Source organism: Leifsonia virtsii (assembly GCF_030433675.1).
Classification (GTDB): domain Bacteria; phylum Actinomycetota; class Actinomycetes; order Actinomycetales; family Microbacteriaceae; genus Leifsonia; species Leifsonia virtsii.
Genome location: NZ_JAROCB010000006.1, coordinates 14,639 through 29,379, shown reverse-complemented (window position 1 = coordinate 29,379; position 14,741 = coordinate 14,639). Strand labels below are relative to the sequence as shown.

Here is a 14,741-nt window from a genome sequence, read left to right as displayed (position 1 = left end):
TGCAAGGCCGAGACCGCTGGCCCAGCGCGGAGACGGCTCCGATCGGCCGTCGGAAGCACAAATAAGCCGACAGACGTGGAAAGCCCCGATGGGTACGGCGATGTCGGTCGTCGGTCAACTGTTGAGCTGCCGTAGGGGCAACTAGGCAAAGCATGACCGCTCACCAGCGCGGAGTCGACGCGGCGGGCGGACCTGTCGGTCGCGCCGCCGGTGGGTCGACGGTCACGTCTACGGCGCAGTCCGGGTCGGTGTCGCCGGCCAGGCAGTTCGAGACTTCCCCTGTCGGGTCTGTCGGGGTGGCGACCACATTTTGCAAGACCCCGCCCGCGCCCTGCAAGTGGATGTGAAGTTCATCGAACCGCTTATATCTGGGGAGATCGACTGGCAGTTGACGTCAAGCGATCCTGGACGTCGCCCGCGTCGCCTCCCTTATCCTATCGCGTCGTTGAGGCGAGTATCGTGTTCGCTGGCGTGCCGGGAAGTCTGGTCGGCGAAGCGATCCGTGGGATCGTTTCCGATCCAGCCTAGGAGCCAGATGCCCAGCACATCCGAGTCCACGCAGTCCCACCGGCCCGTGGCTTCACGCGGCTTGAGTCTCGCGGCCTGCTGTTGCTCGCTTTCGCTTTCGCGGTGATGGCCGATCCCGTCTCATCCGTGGCGTACGCGGTCGAGGCTGCCCTGCGCGCCTTGAACGGCGACCTCGCGCTCCTGCTTCCGACGATGAGTCTGGTGGTGGCGATCATCGCGTTGGTGATCGTCAACTACCGCCAACTGGTAGCACGTTATCCGCACGGGGGCGGCGCGTCGGCCGCCGTCGGTGAAGCCTTCGGGGATGGCTGGTCGTTCATTCCTGTGGGTGCCCTGGTGGTCGACTTCGTCCTGACGATCGCGATCAGCGCGTCGGCCGGCGCCTCGGCGATGATCGCCTACCTTCCTGCGCTGGCTCCCTACCGGCTTGCCCTCGCGTTGGGCCTCGTGGTCATCGTCGGCGCGCTGACCTGGTTCGGCCACCTCGGCCGACTCCTTTTCGCCGTATTGACGATCGCGTTCATCGTGGTCGCCGTCGCTGTCCTGATCTTCGGACTGTTCGCCCACCCCCAACCCACTGGCACGATCACCAACACGCCAGGACACGCGGTGCCGCTGGCGATCATTCTGGCGTTCCCGGTCGCGATGGCTCTCGCGACCGGGGTCGAAGCGCCCTCGTCGGCGATCGCCCAGCTCGGTCAACTGGACAACGACGGCCGCCGCCGATTCGGCCAGGTGACCCTCATGCTGACTCTTCTGGTGGTCGGAACCATCACGCTCGGAATCGCCGCCGAAGCCAGCCACCTGCGGGTTGGAATCCCGCCAGCCGAATCCACCCAGATCGCGGAGTTGGCTCGCGTCGCCGCCCCGGCACCGGTGTTCGCGGCCTTCCAGCTCGTCACGGCGTTGCTCTTGCTTTCTGCGGCGAGCTCCTCGTTCCAGGCCGGCCCCGGCTTGTTGAAGGCTTTGGCCGGCGCAGACACCCGCAACGCGAACGCGCGCGGAATCCTGCCGAAAGTCTTTGGTCGAGTGAACCGCCACCACACGCCGTATTGGGGAGTGGCGGTCTTCATCGTGCTACCTGGGGCCATCACCGCGGTTGCCGGCGGCAACGACCAGGAGCTGGTGCTCTTCTACGCGGTCTCGGTGTTCCTGAGCTTTCTCGCCGGCCTCATTGCGATGGCGAGATTCTCCTGGCATGAGCGAAACTACGGTTCTCTGACTCTCAACCTTCTGGGCGCCGTGGTGGTCGCTTTCACGCTGATCGCCAACCTGGCACGGGGCTGGCCCATCATCAGCCTCGCTGCCGCATTGGTGGTCGCCGGGGCGTTGTTTGCCCTGTGGGTTCGGAACGGTCGACCGGCCGGGATCCGCAACGCGTCCGCCGAAGCCGAGCAATACGAACCGGAGTCGTGATGTCCTGCCGGATAACGTTGACTGGCGTGACCGGACCTACCGCGGCCACGCCGCGATCCAGGACGTGCCGATCTTGTTCCAAAGGATGAACCCGCATCTGGGTGACCGCTCGCCCGCGCGCGTGCTGTACGAGGATCCCTTCGAGGAGGCTGGCCCCCGCGTCCTGGCGGCCGCGAACACCGTCGTCGGCGCTTGATGCGGGCCCCTGCGATCACGGTGGTCGACGCGGCCGACCGCACCGTGTTGCGCGTCGTCCGCCTTGATCGACCGCCATCACGCGGGACACCAACGCTGGGACGACGGGAACCGGGGTCTTCCCAACGGTCTGCGCCAGGGACTTACTTTCGGGCTGCTATATCGAGGTCCTCGCATACCCCCCGGCGTCGAGCTGGATGGCGACCGTGGGTGCGGGCACTTTACATGGCGCTCCCACCCGCGGCCCGACCTTTGGACGCCAGGGCGATCCGCCCAAGAATGCAGCCCTTGCGCGTAGGGAGATGGTGCAGATAAGGATCAAGGTCAAGCACCGCGACACCTTCGAGGTCGTCGCCGGCGCCGTCACCGGGTCGCTCACACAGCCCGGCGAACTGATCCTCGGCCGCTACGAGGACGGCGAGCTGCGCATCATCGGGCGCACCGCACCGATCAAGCCCGGCGCAGCGCGCGCCCTCGTACCGCTGCTGCAGCCGGCGGCCGAAGGCCACCCGTGGCCCACCGTGATCTCTTCTCGTACTTATGACCGCTTCCAGCCGAAACGGGAGACCCAGCTAACCCTCATCGCACCACTCACAGTCGAGATCTCCGCCGACACCGCTGTTGTAGGGGGAACGATCCGACACGCGGCCCGATTCGTCCGGGCGCGGCCGGAAGCGGACCCCCGAGACATCCGCTAGACGTCGAGGGCCCGCTTCCAGTTAACTTCCGAGTGGCCGCCCCGTACGGAAGCCCTGCTGATTGGGCGGGTATGGCTCGCCGTTATTGAACTCACGCTGCAGGCGGTCGAGCTCCCGCAGCATGGCTCCCTCTACGAAAGCCTGCATGGAGGTGTAGCCACCTTCAATGCCTGCCGTTCGCAAGACCGCAGTCTGCGCCCGCTGTCGGATCCACGCCCTGAGCTGGAGTGTCGTCGGCACCTTGGCGTTCGGGTCTTCATCCGCACCTGGCTCTGGGAGCTTCGGGGTACGACTGGTGGTCTTCTTGGACCGCGGAGTCGCCTGCTCCCCTGCTGCGGGCCCCGAAACGTCCCTTGCCTCCCCCGACGTCAACTGCCCGGCATCAGGGGCCTGTGGGGCTGCACTCTGTTGTGCAGCAGGGACCGCGCCCGGCTCTTCGTCCACTACTTCCGTGCCGGTGTTGATGGGTTCCACCGCCGGAGGAAGGGTGGGGAATTGGACATCACCTGGTCTGCGTCGCTGAGGGCTCATGCGGCTTCCGCCTCTCGAATGACTCGTTCGACAAACTTCTCAGCCAACCGGTCGAAGATTGCGGTCGTCTCACGGCCCTTGCGGTTGCGGTACTCGCTGACGGATACACCTGCCCCGTCGGCTTCTTTGATGCGTGCGATACGGGGTATGTACCTGGGGAGCCGGTAGTCCTCTCCCCCGTCGTCCAGACCGACGACTGCACCGCCTGCGTCCAGCTCGACCAGCTTGGACTTCAGCGATTCCGGCAGTCCAGCGAGCTGGTAGTCCTGCTCGGAGCTGCGGTCATATCGGTTTACGAACGCCATGCCGACTCGAAGCTCTGGGTTGCCTAGGTCTTCCCCGTGCTCTTCGACGAACTCCTGCATTCGGATTGCGCCGGCCACAGTGTCGTAGTCGGGTTCGAACACCAGGACCACCTCGTCGGCCGCCGCCATGGCGAGCTGCACTAGGTGGCCAAGGTCTGGCCGAGTGTCGATGAGGATGAAGTCGTAATGGCTCGTCCACCCGGTCAGAGCCTTCTTCAGTCGGCGTACCGCACCAACGGCGCCGGCCTCCTGCTCACGGTTGATGAGGTCAAATCGCGCTGGGATGATGTCGATCAGTTCCGCCTCGGAGGTCGGCTGGCCCGTGCGTTCGTCGTTCCAGTTGACGCCCAGAACGACTCCTGCCCCCACGCCTTCCCTGTTCTCTTTGACCGCCTCTGACACGGTAGAGAACGGATCATTCTCGTCGTACTCAAGGCCCATGCGCCGAGTCAGGTTGGCCTGCGGGTCCATGTCGATTACAAGGATCCGGAAGCCCATCCGTGCCAGCGCGGCCGCCAATTGCAACACAACCGTGGTCTTGCCCACTCCCCCCTTGTGGTTGCCGAACATGAACACTCGGGAGCGCTTCGACAGCTCGAGCAGCTTCCGCCTTAGAACACGGGGTCCCATCAGTCTCCTCATCCGAAACACTTGCCTTTCAAGTCTTGTCTTTCTTGCTTTTCTTGTCAGTGCGACTCGCCGATCTGACGATAAGGCAAGGAACACAATAAACACAAGTCTTTCTTGTCTTGTGTTTATTGTTTGGCTTTCATTGCTTGCTTGTGTTGCTTAGCTTGCTTGTCAATCCGAGCATCTGCCCTACATCGAGACCGCAGCGCGGATGAGGGCGCCTAGGTTGATGCGACTGTCAGTGTGTTCTTGACCGGCGGTATTGAGCACATAAGTTTCGCGGTCGTCGGCGGTGCCTGGGGGAGTGAAACGGATCGTGCTGATGGCGTTGAGGTCTTCGTGGTCCTCGACGTCTGCAGAGCTGCGGGGATTGGTCCAGAGGACGTTGCCGTGGTCGAGTTCGTGGTGGTCGAGCTGCCAGCCGCGGTTGGTGAGGAGGTCGTGCACCTGCTGGACTTCGGTGTGGAGTTTGCGGACGACGGTGGGGAAGTCGGAGGGGTGCATGCCTTCGCCGAGGAGGACGTCAGTGATGCGCCTGCGGTCGAGTGCCCGTCGCGTGCGCTGGGTTTGGAGGTCGTCGGCGGCCTGGCGGTGGATCTCGCGGATGGTGGCGTCCACCCGCTCACGCTCAACCGGTGGGAGCGGCGCCGGCCGCTGGGATTCCTCGGCTCGGGCGGGGGAGGGGGTGGCGTGGTCGACGGGGGTGGTGCGGATGATGGTGCGGGGCTGTTCGCCGGGGGTGATGACTTGCTTGACCATCCAGATGAAGTAGCGCAGCGGGTCGGCCGCTGCGGCGATGCGCTGCTGCGCTGTGGTCTTGTCGCCGGAGTGGCGGGCGTCGACGAGGTCTGCGATCTGCCACCACGTCCAGGCGTCGAGGTCGACACCTGCGGCGGTGAGGGCGTGATCGAGCTGGCCGATGTGGCGGGTGAGGAGCTTTCCTGACCTTCCGAGTCGGGGACCGGCGAGTACGCCGCCGTAGTGGCGGTCCAGGTGCGCGACAAGACGGAGTCTGTCGATGGATCGCCCCTTCTCGGGGACGGGAGTTGACGGATTGTCAGCTAAAACCTTGTTCCTATTGGGCCTGGCGCGCGGAGCGCGCTCCATTCCCCTTGGGGATTGTTGTTCTAGATCTACCGAGGAAGAAGGTTTTGATGGGTTGGAAGCGGTTAGGCCCAAAATGGGATCTACAGGTGCCGAGTTATCCACAGCCTGCAGGGCGGGGAGCGTCAACGCCATGACGTTCGCAGCCTGCTCCTGGTGGGCGCCGTGCGTCTCGAACGCTTCGGCCTTCTCCTCCCGGGAGAGCAGGTTCCGGCCGGTGGCGTGGACGTGGACAAATCCGCCGGCCTCGAGGGTGCGGATGGCTAGGCGGACGCTCTCGTCGGCTTTCAACCGGATCGTGCGGCCCTCGGCAGCCTCGGTGTTGGCCAGGACGCGGGCGCGGATCGTGGCGTAGGAGAGAGTGACGTGCCGGCCGGTGGCGGGTTCTGCGGCGTACCGGAGCACGTGTGCGATCGCCAGCAGCGTGGCGTCGGCAACGTGCCAGCGCTGCCGCGCCTTCTCCCGCTCGGGGGTGAGCGTCCAGTCCAGGAGCGCGTCGAACCAGTGCCCTCCCGACCACCACGCGGGGATCTTCGCCCATTCCTCGGCCGGGACGTGGATCGCCCAGCTGCGCGGCGCCGGTTCGCTTCTGAGGGACGGCGGCCGCAGGGTATCGCGGGCTTCCTGGGCATGGAGGGCCTCGGCGACTTCGCCGGGCGTGGGCAGCCATGAGCGGTCGCCGGCATTGGCCGCGCCATGGCGGCCGCGCACGGGTGCGACTGGTGTTCTCATGGCTTCTGGTGACCTCCACGGCCAGAAAATGGGCGCAGCAAAGCTGCCGGTATGTGCTCGGCTCTGTTTTCGGGCGCACCAAAATCGCCGACTGTGACTCGGCGTTCCTTCGATGCGATGTGCCGGAGCCGCGATGCGGTCCGACCCGTACGGGTGAGGGCGGGCGTCTGGCGCCGGCCGCGGTCTCTGCGCTAGATCAGGTGGACCGTCCTCCTCACCGTGAGGAGCTGCGCGCACGCGCCGTCGACCAGGTCGACCGAGCGTGCAGGACGTGACCCGTCAGCGGCCGCGCACAACGTCGTGGCAACTCGGGACGGGGAAGAAACGGGGGAGAGGGACAGCTGGAGCTCGACGTCGACGAGACGGGCAACGGAGCGCTTTGTGGCCGACACGCCGACACGCGGATCGCGTGCGCACGTGCAGGAACCCGAAATCTGGGTTACGATGCTGCCAACTCCTCTCAGAGGGTACGGAAAAGCCTCCGGGCCGATCCGGATTTATTTGGGAAGAAGCTCAAGCCGAAACTTTGGCGAGGATGGGTTTGAGCTCCAGAGTGAAAACCTGGGACGGGCCGCCGTGAGGCGGCCCTTTCTCGTTAAGCGACTGCCTTATGGGCCTCCTGGCTGTCGAGGGTCATGTTGACCACAGGGAGCTTGCCGTCAGCGTCGCGGAGGCTGTTGAGCACACCCTGGACATAGAGGGCGAACGAAACTCCGCCAGAGGCTTCCAGCGCGTCGTTCAGGTCCTCGTTGAAGTCTTCGGAAAGGAAGGCTTCGCGGCGTACGCGCTTTTCGCCTGCGCGCCCACGGTTACGCTTGCGCGGTGTGTTCGCTACCTGGGTCATGCGACGAGTATCCCGAGTTAACTCCGTTGTTAACGGCAGGCTCGCGGGCGTGTTGGCGGAGACGGCGGAATCCGGCGTTTCTCTAGCTCCGGAGTTATGCATGGTGAGCACATTACCGGATATAGAGACTGCCACTGTCTCTATTCACGACCCCCGTTAGCGTGTCGTGGAGTGGACCCACCCGGTGATAGTCGAGTTGAACAGCTCGGGGTTGAGGTTGTACTCCCATGCGTGCTCTGCGCCGTTGATTTCGACCAGAGTGACCTGCCGCGGGTTGGCGGCCGCGAATGCCCGACTGAGGCTCACGGGGATCTCAGTGTCACCGTCGGAGTGGATGACGAGCGTGGGCTTTTGCAGGCGGGTGCTGCGTGTCCAGTCGAGGGCGTCGAGGTCGATGGGGGAGGGGAGGCCGACGATTCGGCTGCTGAGGCGTCCCCCCAGGGCTGCTGCGGCAGCTGAGGCGAGGAATCGAGGCAGGTGTGCCTTGCGTGCCCCGTGGCGGATGACGGCTCGCCAGTCGGTGGATGGTGCGACGAGCACTAGGCCGGTGATCGCTGCTCGATGCTGGGATCGCTCAGTCAGAAGCAGCGCGATGCTGGCGCCCATGGACCAGGCGAAGAGGATGACGCGTTCCGCCCCTTGCTCGAGCGCGTACGTGATGGCTGCGTCGACGTCAGGCCACTCGGTGGTGCCGAGCATGGATGCCCCGTTGGCCACATCCGGCCCCTCCGTGTCGCTGCGGAAGGAAACGACGAGTGAGGTCATGCCGAGCTGGTCTGCTGCCGGCACCGTGCGGAGGGCGGTAATTCGCGTCGTTCGCACGCCGTGGATGTGAATCGCCCAGGTCGTCGACGGCGTTCCTTCCGGCTCGATGAGCCAGGCGGGCGCGGTACCGCCATCGACGGGGATGAGGACCTCGCGATCGTTGCGACCTAGGACGGCGGGCGAGCGGAGGACGTGCCCAGTCCATCGGCCCTGGGCGGCCTGTGAAAGGCCCTCCCCGTCGATTTCGAGCAGCTGACGGGTCACGCTCCCGTCAGCCTCGTCTTGACGAACGACGTCGCCGACCAAAGCGTGACCGTCGCCGTCAGTCCAGAGCCCGAATTTTCCAGCGTGCGAGGTCTTACGATCCGCCTCGAGGGTGATGGTTCCGGCGTCGAGGTCGACGCCACGGATGGTGGTGAGCTTGGCTGCCCGCGGCATCACGACTCGGCGTGCCAGGAGAACGGCCAGACCAACGGTGGCTACGGCGACCAGGATGATGATCGCGACGACGGCGATGAGGATCCACGTCATGCCGGAGCTCCGTTCGTGATCGTGAGGGACTCGACCATCGACTCGCGGGGCGCGTTGTGCAGGCTGCTCGCCACGAGGCGTTCGGAACCATCCACGAGCATCACTTCCGTCCGGCTGAGCGTGATCTCGTCCATGGTCTCCAGATCACGGATCGTGATCACGTGGTCGTAGACCCTTCCCAAGGTGTCGGTGGAGGGGACAGAGCGAGGGCTTTGAAGTCCACGACGTGCCAGTATGCGCCCCAGCAGGAACAGCTTTACTTGAAGCCGCAGCGCTCGCACGGACCGGGCAGCGGTGAATGACGCGATTCCTACGACGATCAGGATGACTCCGATGTAGAAGAACGGGTCGAAGGCCTTGTTGAGGAGCAGGATCACTGCGAGCGATGCCATCTGGAAGCGCGCGAGCGTCAGATAGACGATCTCGTCGACGCTGGCCAGGATGACGAGAGCTGCGCCGACTCGGAAGAACCAGTAGGCGCGAGCGGGTCGGGTCGCCACCCCTCGAAGCAGCTCGAACGAGATCGCGGCGATCGTTGCCATGTAGATCGACGCGTAGAGCCACATCGCCGTCTGACCGGTGTGATGAGGAATGAAGCTCGAGTCCGTCGCGCCACGTTCGGTGATGAAGAGGAACGGGATGATGAAGGCGATCAACGCAAGCACGAGCGGCCACCAGCGCAGTCGCCGGCGCTGACCGTCTTGGGAGATTGCCGCCTGAGTGACCAGCCAGAAGGCGACGGTGCAAAGGACGTTCTGGGCGAGGTTGATCCAGTTCTCGCCGCCCAGCCACCCGTCGATGGTGCGCTGAGGGATGACGGTGCCGAGGGTGAGCAGCGCGAGGGTTCCGACGCCGGAGGCGAGCCAGGACAGTCGGCTGCGCGGCTCGCGGATCGCTGAGGCAGTGCGGAGCACGAAGACTGCAGCGAGGATGATGGTCGCGACTGTTTTCAGTTCGTGCATCAGCCGAAAACCCGCTCGTCGGAGTCGTTCTTGGGCCGCAGAAGGACCCGTGACAGGAGGAAGGCGAGATGTTCTGCTTCTCCCTCGAGTACGGCGTCTGAGACCGCGCTTTCGCTGGAGCTGGAGGCGATCACTTTGCGGGCTCGGACCTCGGCCGAGGTCGCGTCGATCGGCACGCCCGGAGCGGTGGCTCGGGCGGTCTTGCATCCTGGGTGCTCGAACAGGATGTGTGCAAGCTCGTGCAGAACGACGTGCGTCTGATACAGCGGGGTGTCCGTCTTGCGGATGAGGATGCGATGCCGTTCGGCGGTATCGACCCAGAGGCCGGTGACCGTTGCCCAGCTCTTGTCGCCGATGGGCTCGATCGCGATCGGTTTGCCAAGTCGATCGACGACGAGGCCAACGATGTCGACGAGGGTGGAGGTAGTGGTGTTGAGATTGAGGCTGTCGAACTTCCGCTGTGCGTTCTTCGCGATGTCTGCAGGCGTTCGACCATGGGGCGTCCCCGAATTGACGCTCATTGATGGCTCTACTTCTGGTCTGTGGCTGAAATGTCTTTCGCTATCTGAAGGAGTGCGCTGGCGGGAACATTGCCAAGCGCGCGCGCCGAGACGGTCGCGCCTCCGATCTGTTTCAGCGTTCTGCGGAGGACGAGCTGTGCCTCGACGTGCTCGGTGACGTCTTCCTGCGCGAAATTCGTGAGATAGACCCTATCGACGTCAAAGAACGCCGCTATCTCGACCAGTAGTTTCTCGCTTTGGCTCGTCACGGAGGCGGTCTCCTCGCTCAGGGAGGCCCAACGCTCGGGAGTGAATTCAATTTCTTGCGAGCGGAGGAAGTCCACGAGGTCGGAGATACGAAATTCGTCGCCATGGGCTGTGGGCGCCTCTGCGAGCAGCCGAACGCGCCGGGCGAGTTCCGGACCACTGAGCCGCAGCGCTCGGTTGCCGACCATCCTCTTGGAGGTGAGGTCCTCGGGCTCGACGCCCAGCACGCGGGCGAGAGCGTCGATGTCGTTCGTGGTGAAAGTGAGCTCATGATTGAGCCGCTTCCAGTAGTAGTTCTTGCTGAGGCCGGCGTCGGTGAACAACTGCTGGTGGGTCTTGCCCACTTCCTGGCGTCGGTGCTCGATGTTGGAGACAACACGCATCGAGAACTCTGTCGACGGCGCGGCGCTCCCTCTGCCCATCCCTGGAGGGTACCGAAATAGGGCCTAACCGGCAGAAAGTCCCTATTGGCGTCCAAATGTCCCCAGCTCCAGCTATTATCGTCCCCGTGAGGGGACATCAGCCGGACCTATTTACGGACATTGACGGTTTCAGCCTGTCCGCCGATCCTCGTGAGATCGGCGACGTAGAGGAGATTTCTCCTCGCCATCGACAGGTGCACGCGTGGGCTGATGACCCCCGTGTAAGCGCTACAGAGCGCACAAAGATTCTGTCGGAACTACCGAACCTTGACGATCCCCTAAACGGGGAGCGTGCTATGAGGCGCGCGCGCGACGTCTACTCCAAGGCTGTGGTTCCCGAGCCAGCCGTGCTGGACCGGCGCGCGACGCTGCTGGTCAATCGTGTCCTCGACCCGATTCTCAAGTGCGGAAGCACCTACAAAGGCGTCGACGTTCACGACGTCGCGGCCGCGATCAAAGCCGATCCCACCAGCGTCGAAGACTTCCGCGCCGCAGTCGCCGTGGCCTACGACGTGCTGGCCAAGGTCGACATGATCAGCGAGCTTGTCAGCGGTCGCCCCACCGCGCTGGCGTCATGAACCCGGACGCGTTCCGAGCGGCCGTCGCCGCGTTGGGGGAGAACCCGACCGCATTCTTGAACTCGGCCCAGCTGATCGACTTCCTCGACCACATCCGACGACACCTGATCCCTAACGCGATCAACCTCGCCCAGAAGCTCGGCCACCCCTACCAGGCACGGGACGAGGACGATCTGGTCAATCTGATCCTCGTCTCCTTCGCGACGAGCCCCGAGCAGTGCCGGGCGCTCGTCGAGAACGCCGCGTCCCCGTTCGCTTACGCCGCCTCGCTGGTGCGCGAATGGATCGGCATTGAGACCGGGCGCCCGCGATTGCGCCAACGCGTGGCAGTTGACCGCGAGATTCACCCCACCGGACGGAAGATCTCCCAACGCCCCCAGTTCGATTGGCTGGAAAACCCTGAGCTGCGCATTCCCCACTCCAGCTTCCCGGACCCGGCGTCATACGGCACGCGCGAGGGTGCGACCATCGACGAAGCCGTTGATCTGACCGTCGCGACCCTCGAACCGCGCACACCCGCCAAGCTGGCCAAGCACTTGCCCGACGTCGTGGGCTGGATGGCGGACAACCCGTCGACGCGACAAGGTCACGAGGGCGAGCGCATCGCCGAGGCGGCAGAGCTGTTCTCACCGGTCAGCACAGTCGAGCTCCGCGCAGTGGCGAACATCAGCTGGGGCGGGCGACCGAACCCGCAGGAGACCTCCTTGCTATACGCCTTCCTGACGGACCGGGACTTCAACCCGCGCAAGTCCGAGACCCACCTCAGCGCCCTACGCGTCTTCCAGGGTCGGGTACGTCAAGAGTCCGTGCTTGCCGGCGTCGCCGACTTCGCACTCTGAGGCTGACCGAAGCTCACTGCGCGCTTGGACCCTCTAGGTAGTGAAGGCCGGATGAACCCGCTCCGGCCCTGACCGCCGCGGATTTCCGCGGCAGGAGAGGACCAGTCGCAGCATGCAATCCGCGAACGAACATCCGAAGGGGCGTGGGATCCGCGCCGCTCTGACACGCACGGCCGGTAAGCACGCGCCGCTTCCCCGTCGACGTCACCGCAAGTCGCCGATGATGAAGCGACTGCAGCGGTTCGCCCTTAGCGTGGGCGCGTTCGCCGTCGTCGGCGCTATCGGTATGGGAACGCTCGCTCCTGCGGAGGCAGCGTCCACCGGTGCCGGCTATAGCGGGATCACACCGGAGGGCGGCTACCTGGGCAACTACGTCGTCCCCGACGGCTCTCGCGCTTACTGCATGGACTCCTCCGCTGACTGGCCCAGCGGCGCGACCGGGGGAGCTTCCCTCGTCGGCGCGCTGACTACCGAGATGGGCGACGCGCTGAGCAGTTCCGTGCTGCAGCGGCTCAACTACGCGCTCACCACGTGGGGTCAGACCGCCGACGCCACCCAGGCGGCCGCGGTGAACGCCTACGTCTACGCGTACACGTCCACCTGGGCCCACTACAACGGCCAGGGCTACAACACCGGCGTCCACTACATCGACGGCAACCAGGCGGTGCTCGGCGCGTTCAACTACATCTGGGACCAGACAGAGACCCAGTACAACCAGCGCCAGAACGTTCCCGCCTTCACCGGCTCCATGAGCTTCAGCGTCGACAACAACAACTACACCGGTTCGCTGCGCGTGGTGAACCTCCCGGCCGGAGCCACCGTCAACCTGCAGCTGAGCAACGGCATCTTCACCGATTCCGGAAGCAGCGCCAAGAACGGCGTCGGCAACGGGACCTACCCGGTGAAGGGTGTCCCGACTGACGGCACCCCGTTCTACAAGATCAGCGCCACGGGCAACGTCAACGCGCCCGCCGGGTGGACCTACGACGGCAACGTCACGATCTACTACACCGGCGGCCAGCAGCGCGTCATCAAGGCCGGCACGACGACCCCGCAGCGCGGCAACTACACCATCACCGCCAGCGACCCGGTCGAGCGTTCGACGCTGTTCTCTCCCGTCGTCACGACCTCTGTGCAGAGCCGGTTCGTCGACGAGGGCAGCAGCTTCACCGACACGCTGCAGGCCGACGTCGCCACCGGTTCGCAGCCCTGGCGGCAGACGACGTCGGGTCGCTACATTCCCGTCGTCGCCAAGGGCACGCTCTATGGCCCGTTCGCCGACCAGCCGACCCCGTCCGCGACCGTGCCGGCCGGGGCATCCGTCGCCGGAACCGCCACGGTGACACTCAACGGCCCGGGTACGTACACGGCACCCTCCGTGCTCGCAGCCAACCACGCACCCGGTTTCTACCAGTGGGTGTGGGACATCGACGCCACCGACTCCTCCGTCGGAGCACAGCTGTTCATGCCGGACGGATACCGTTGGGCTGATCAGTTCGGCCTACAGGCGGAAGCGCACGTCGTCGCCGCCAAGCTCTCCGGCGTCTCGACGGCGGCCGCGGACGAGATCGGGTTCGGGCATGCCGCCTCGGACACTCTGACCGTCTCGCTCGACCAGGGACCGTGGCCGACCATCGGCGGCGCACCCATTCCTGCGCACTTCCAGAACAAGACGTACTGGGTGGAAGGCGACACCGCTCCCACTCCTGGTGACAGCATCCCGGCCGACGCGAAGCTATTCCACACGACCGACGTCACGGTGACCGCACCTGGTGACTACCACTCCGACGAGATCACCGCTCCGCCGACTGCTGCCGGCTACCTGGTGAACGTGTGGACGATCATCCAGGACGGCCCTGGAGCCGGGTACTTCGCGGACTGGACCGACGGGTGGGCGACCAAGGGTGAGGTCACCAAGGTCTCCCCGCCCACAGTGTCGACGGAGGCGATCGCTTCGGTCGCGCTCGGCGACGAGACGAACGACACCGCCATCGTCGACGGCCAGATCCCCGCCTCCTACTGCGGCACCACCCAGCCCGCTGACGGTGCAACGAGCTGCCCGAACACGGTGACTTTCGCCGCCTACCTGCAGCACGACCTCGGCGACCAGCCGGTGTGCGAGGCGGACAACGAGGTGTTCAACACCGGATACATCCCTGAGTCCGACCAGCCCGTTGCCCCGAACGCGGCGGCCGCCGGAACACCGACGCCGACGGCGACTCCCGACGCACCGATCGAGCGCGACCCGGCGTACTTCTACAACAAGCCGGTCCCCGTCGACCAGGCGGGACGGTTCCCGTCCGCCGATGTGATCTTCAAGAAGGTCGGCGTCTACTACTGGGTGGCCACCTTCCGCACGGGTGACGGCACCGTCATCAACACGGGGGAGTGCGGCGACCAGAAGGAGAAGACGGTCGTCGCCGAGGACGACGTCGTTACCAAGGCCACGCCGCTGCTCAGCATCGGCCAGAAGGGTCATGACACCGCGGTGGTGACGGGCGTGATCCCGAAGGACGCCACCATCGAGTTCGCTGTCTACAAGCAGCAAGGATCCACCCCGGTGTGCGCGGCCGCGAACGAAGTCAAGGTCGGCAAGCCCCAGCCGCTGCCTGCCACCGGCGAGTACACGTCCGACGACTACACCTTCACCGAGGCGGGCACCTTCTTCTGGGTGGAGATCGTCCGAAACGCGCGCGGTGAAATCACCCACCAGGGCAAGTGCGGCGCCGACGGGGAAACCACGACCGTCACGGCACTGGCCAAGACCGGCTCTGACGAGGCAGGTGCCGTGTGGATCGGCAGTGCCTTCGGCGGCATCCTCTTGGCCGCCGGGATCGTGCTCTTCGCGGTCACTCGACGCACCAAGCGCACGACCACGAAGTAACCAGACCGGG

12 protein-coding genes are annotated in these 14,741 nt (G+C 65.1%); 5 read left to right on the top strand and 7 right to left on the bottom strand.

Annotation, left to right across the window (positions count from 1 at the left end):
- Positions 1 to 609: 609 nt before the first annotated feature.
- Together P5G59_RS19240 and P5G59_RS19235 are read left to right on the top strand one after the other, a co-directional pair.
- Complete coding sequence (locus tag P5G59_RS19240) at positions 610 to 1,944, top strand: APC family permease (protein ID WP_301220641.1); 1,335 nt, start codon at positions 610 to 612, stop codon at positions 1,942 to 1,944.
- A 392-nt stretch (positions 1,945 to 2,336) separates the two neighbouring features.
- Positions 2,337 to 2,837 (top strand): hypothetical protein, encoded by a 501-nt coding sequence (locus P5G59_RS19235; RefSeq protein WP_301220640.1) that lies wholly within the window; start codon positions 2,337 to 2,339, stop codon positions 2,835 to 2,837.
- Positions 2,838 to 3,364: 527 nt separating this feature from the next.
- Here the strand turns inward: P5G59_RS19235 and P5G59_RS19230 are convergent.
- The 7 genes from P5G59_RS19230 to P5G59_RS19200 form a co-directional block, all read right to left on the bottom strand.
- Positions 3,365 to 4,303, bottom strand: coding sequence for a ParA family protein (locus P5G59_RS19230; RefSeq protein WP_301220639.1), 939 nt, complete (start codon positions 4,301 to 4,303; stop codon positions 3,365 to 3,367).
- 189 nt (positions 4,304 to 4,492) lie between these two features.
- Positions 4,493 to 6,139, bottom strand: coding sequence for a hypothetical protein (locus P5G59_RS19225; protein ID WP_301220638.1), 1,647 nt, complete (start codon positions 6,137 to 6,139; stop codon positions 4,493 to 4,495).
- A gap of 595 nt (positions 6,140 to 6,734) precedes the next feature.
- Positions 6,735 to 6,983 carry a hypothetical protein gene (locus P5G59_RS19220; RefSeq protein ID WP_301220637.1) on the bottom strand — a complete coding sequence of 83 codons (249 nt, stop codon included), beginning with the start codon at positions 6,981 to 6,983 and terminating at the stop codon, positions 6,735 to 6,737.
- A gap of 156 nt (positions 6,984 to 7,139) precedes the next feature.
- A complete protein-coding gene (locus tag P5G59_RS19215; protein WP_301220636.1) occupies positions 7,140 to 8,279 on the bottom strand; it encodes an alpha/beta hydrolase family protein in 1,140 nt (379 codons plus the stop codon).
- On the bottom strand, positions 8,276 to 9,241 hold the full coding sequence (locus P5G59_RS19210; protein WP_301220635.1) for a hypothetical protein: 966 nt from the start codon (positions 9,239 to 9,241) through the stop codon (positions 8,276 to 8,278). The genes P5G59_RS19215 and P5G59_RS19210 overlap by 4 nt, the downstream gene beginning before the upstream one ends.
- Complete coding sequence (locus P5G59_RS19205; RefSeq protein ID WP_301220634.1) at positions 9,241 to 9,762, bottom strand: hypothetical protein; 522 nt, start codon at positions 9,760 to 9,762, stop codon at positions 9,241 to 9,243. The genes P5G59_RS19210 and P5G59_RS19205 overlap by 1 nt, the downstream gene beginning before the upstream one ends.
- 8 nt (positions 9,763 to 9,770) lie before the next feature.
- Positions 9,771 to 10,430 carry a helix-turn-helix domain-containing protein gene (locus P5G59_RS19200; RefSeq protein WP_301220633.1) on the bottom strand — a complete coding sequence of 220 codons (660 nt, stop codon included), beginning with the start codon at positions 10,428 to 10,430 and terminating at the stop codon, positions 9,771 to 9,773.
- 296 nt (positions 10,431 to 10,726) lie between these two features.
- Here P5G59_RS19200 and P5G59_RS19195 point away from each other — a divergent pair, with 296 nt between their 5' ends.
- From P5G59_RS19195 to P5G59_RS19185, 3 genes are all read left to right on the top strand, one after another.
- Positions 10,727 to 11,008, top strand: coding sequence for a hypothetical protein (locus P5G59_RS19195; protein WP_301220632.1), 282 nt, complete (start codon positions 10,727 to 10,729; stop codon positions 11,006 to 11,008).
- The gene (locus tag P5G59_RS19190) at positions 11,005 to 11,847 is read left to right on the top strand and encodes a hypothetical protein (protein ID WP_301220630.1); all 843 of its coding nucleotides are present in this window, start codon (positions 11,005 to 11,007) and stop codon (positions 11,845 to 11,847) included. Before P5G59_RS19195 ends, P5G59_RS19190 begins: the two co-directional genes overlap by 4 nt.
- A gap of 223 nt (positions 11,848 to 12,070) precedes the next feature.
- Positions 12,071 to 14,731, top strand: coding sequence for a hypothetical protein (locus P5G59_RS19185; RefSeq protein ID WP_301220629.1), 2,661 nt, complete (start codon positions 12,071 to 12,073; stop codon positions 14,729 to 14,731).
- The last annotated feature ends 10 nt before the right edge of the window (positions 14,732 to 14,741 follow it).

Excerpts from the sequence above, each read along its gene's own strand:
- P5G59_RS19235 (WP_301220640.1), top strand. The coding sequence starts at position 2,337 with ATGGCGACCGTGGGTGCGGGCACTTTACATGGCGCTCCCACCCGCGGC.
- P5G59_RS19230 (WP_301220639.1), bottom strand. The coding sequence starts at position 4,303 with ATGGGACCCCGTGTTCTAAGGCGGAAGCTGCTCGAGCTGTCGAAGCGC.
- P5G59_RS19225 (WP_301220638.1), bottom strand. The coding sequence starts at position 6,139 with ATGAGAACACCAGTCGCACCCGTGCGCGGCCGCCATGGCGCGGCCAAT.
- P5G59_RS19220 (WP_301220637.1), bottom strand. The coding sequence starts at position 6,983 with ATGACCCAGGTAGCGAACACACCGCGCAAGCGTAACCGTGGGCGCGCA.
- P5G59_RS19215 (WP_301220636.1), bottom strand. The coding sequence starts at position 8,279 with ATGACGTGGATCCTCATCGCCGTCGTCGCGATCATCATCCTGGTCGCC.
- P5G59_RS19210 (WP_301220635.1), bottom strand. The coding sequence starts at position 9,241 with ATGCACGAACTGAAAACAGTCGCGACCATCATCCTCGCTGCAGTCTTC.
- P5G59_RS19205 (WP_301220634.1), bottom strand. The coding sequence starts at position 9,762 with ATGAGCGTCAATTCGGGGACGCCCCATGGTCGAACGCCTGCAGACATC.
- P5G59_RS19200 (WP_301220633.1), bottom strand. The coding sequence starts at position 10,430 with ATGGGCAGAGGGAGCGCCGCGCCGTCGACAGAGTTCTCGATGCGTGTT.
- P5G59_RS19195 (WP_301220632.1), top strand. The coding sequence starts at position 10,727 with ATGAGGCGCGCGCGCGACGTCTACTCCAAGGCTGTGGTTCCCGAGCCA.
- P5G59_RS19190 (WP_301220630.1), top strand. The coding sequence starts at position 11,005 with ATGAACCCGGACGCGTTCCGAGCGGCCGTCGCCGCGTTGGGGGAGAAC.
- P5G59_RS19185 (WP_301220629.1), top strand. The coding sequence starts at position 12,071 with ATGAAGCGACTGCAGCGGTTCGCCCTTAGCGTGGGCGCGTTCGCCGTC.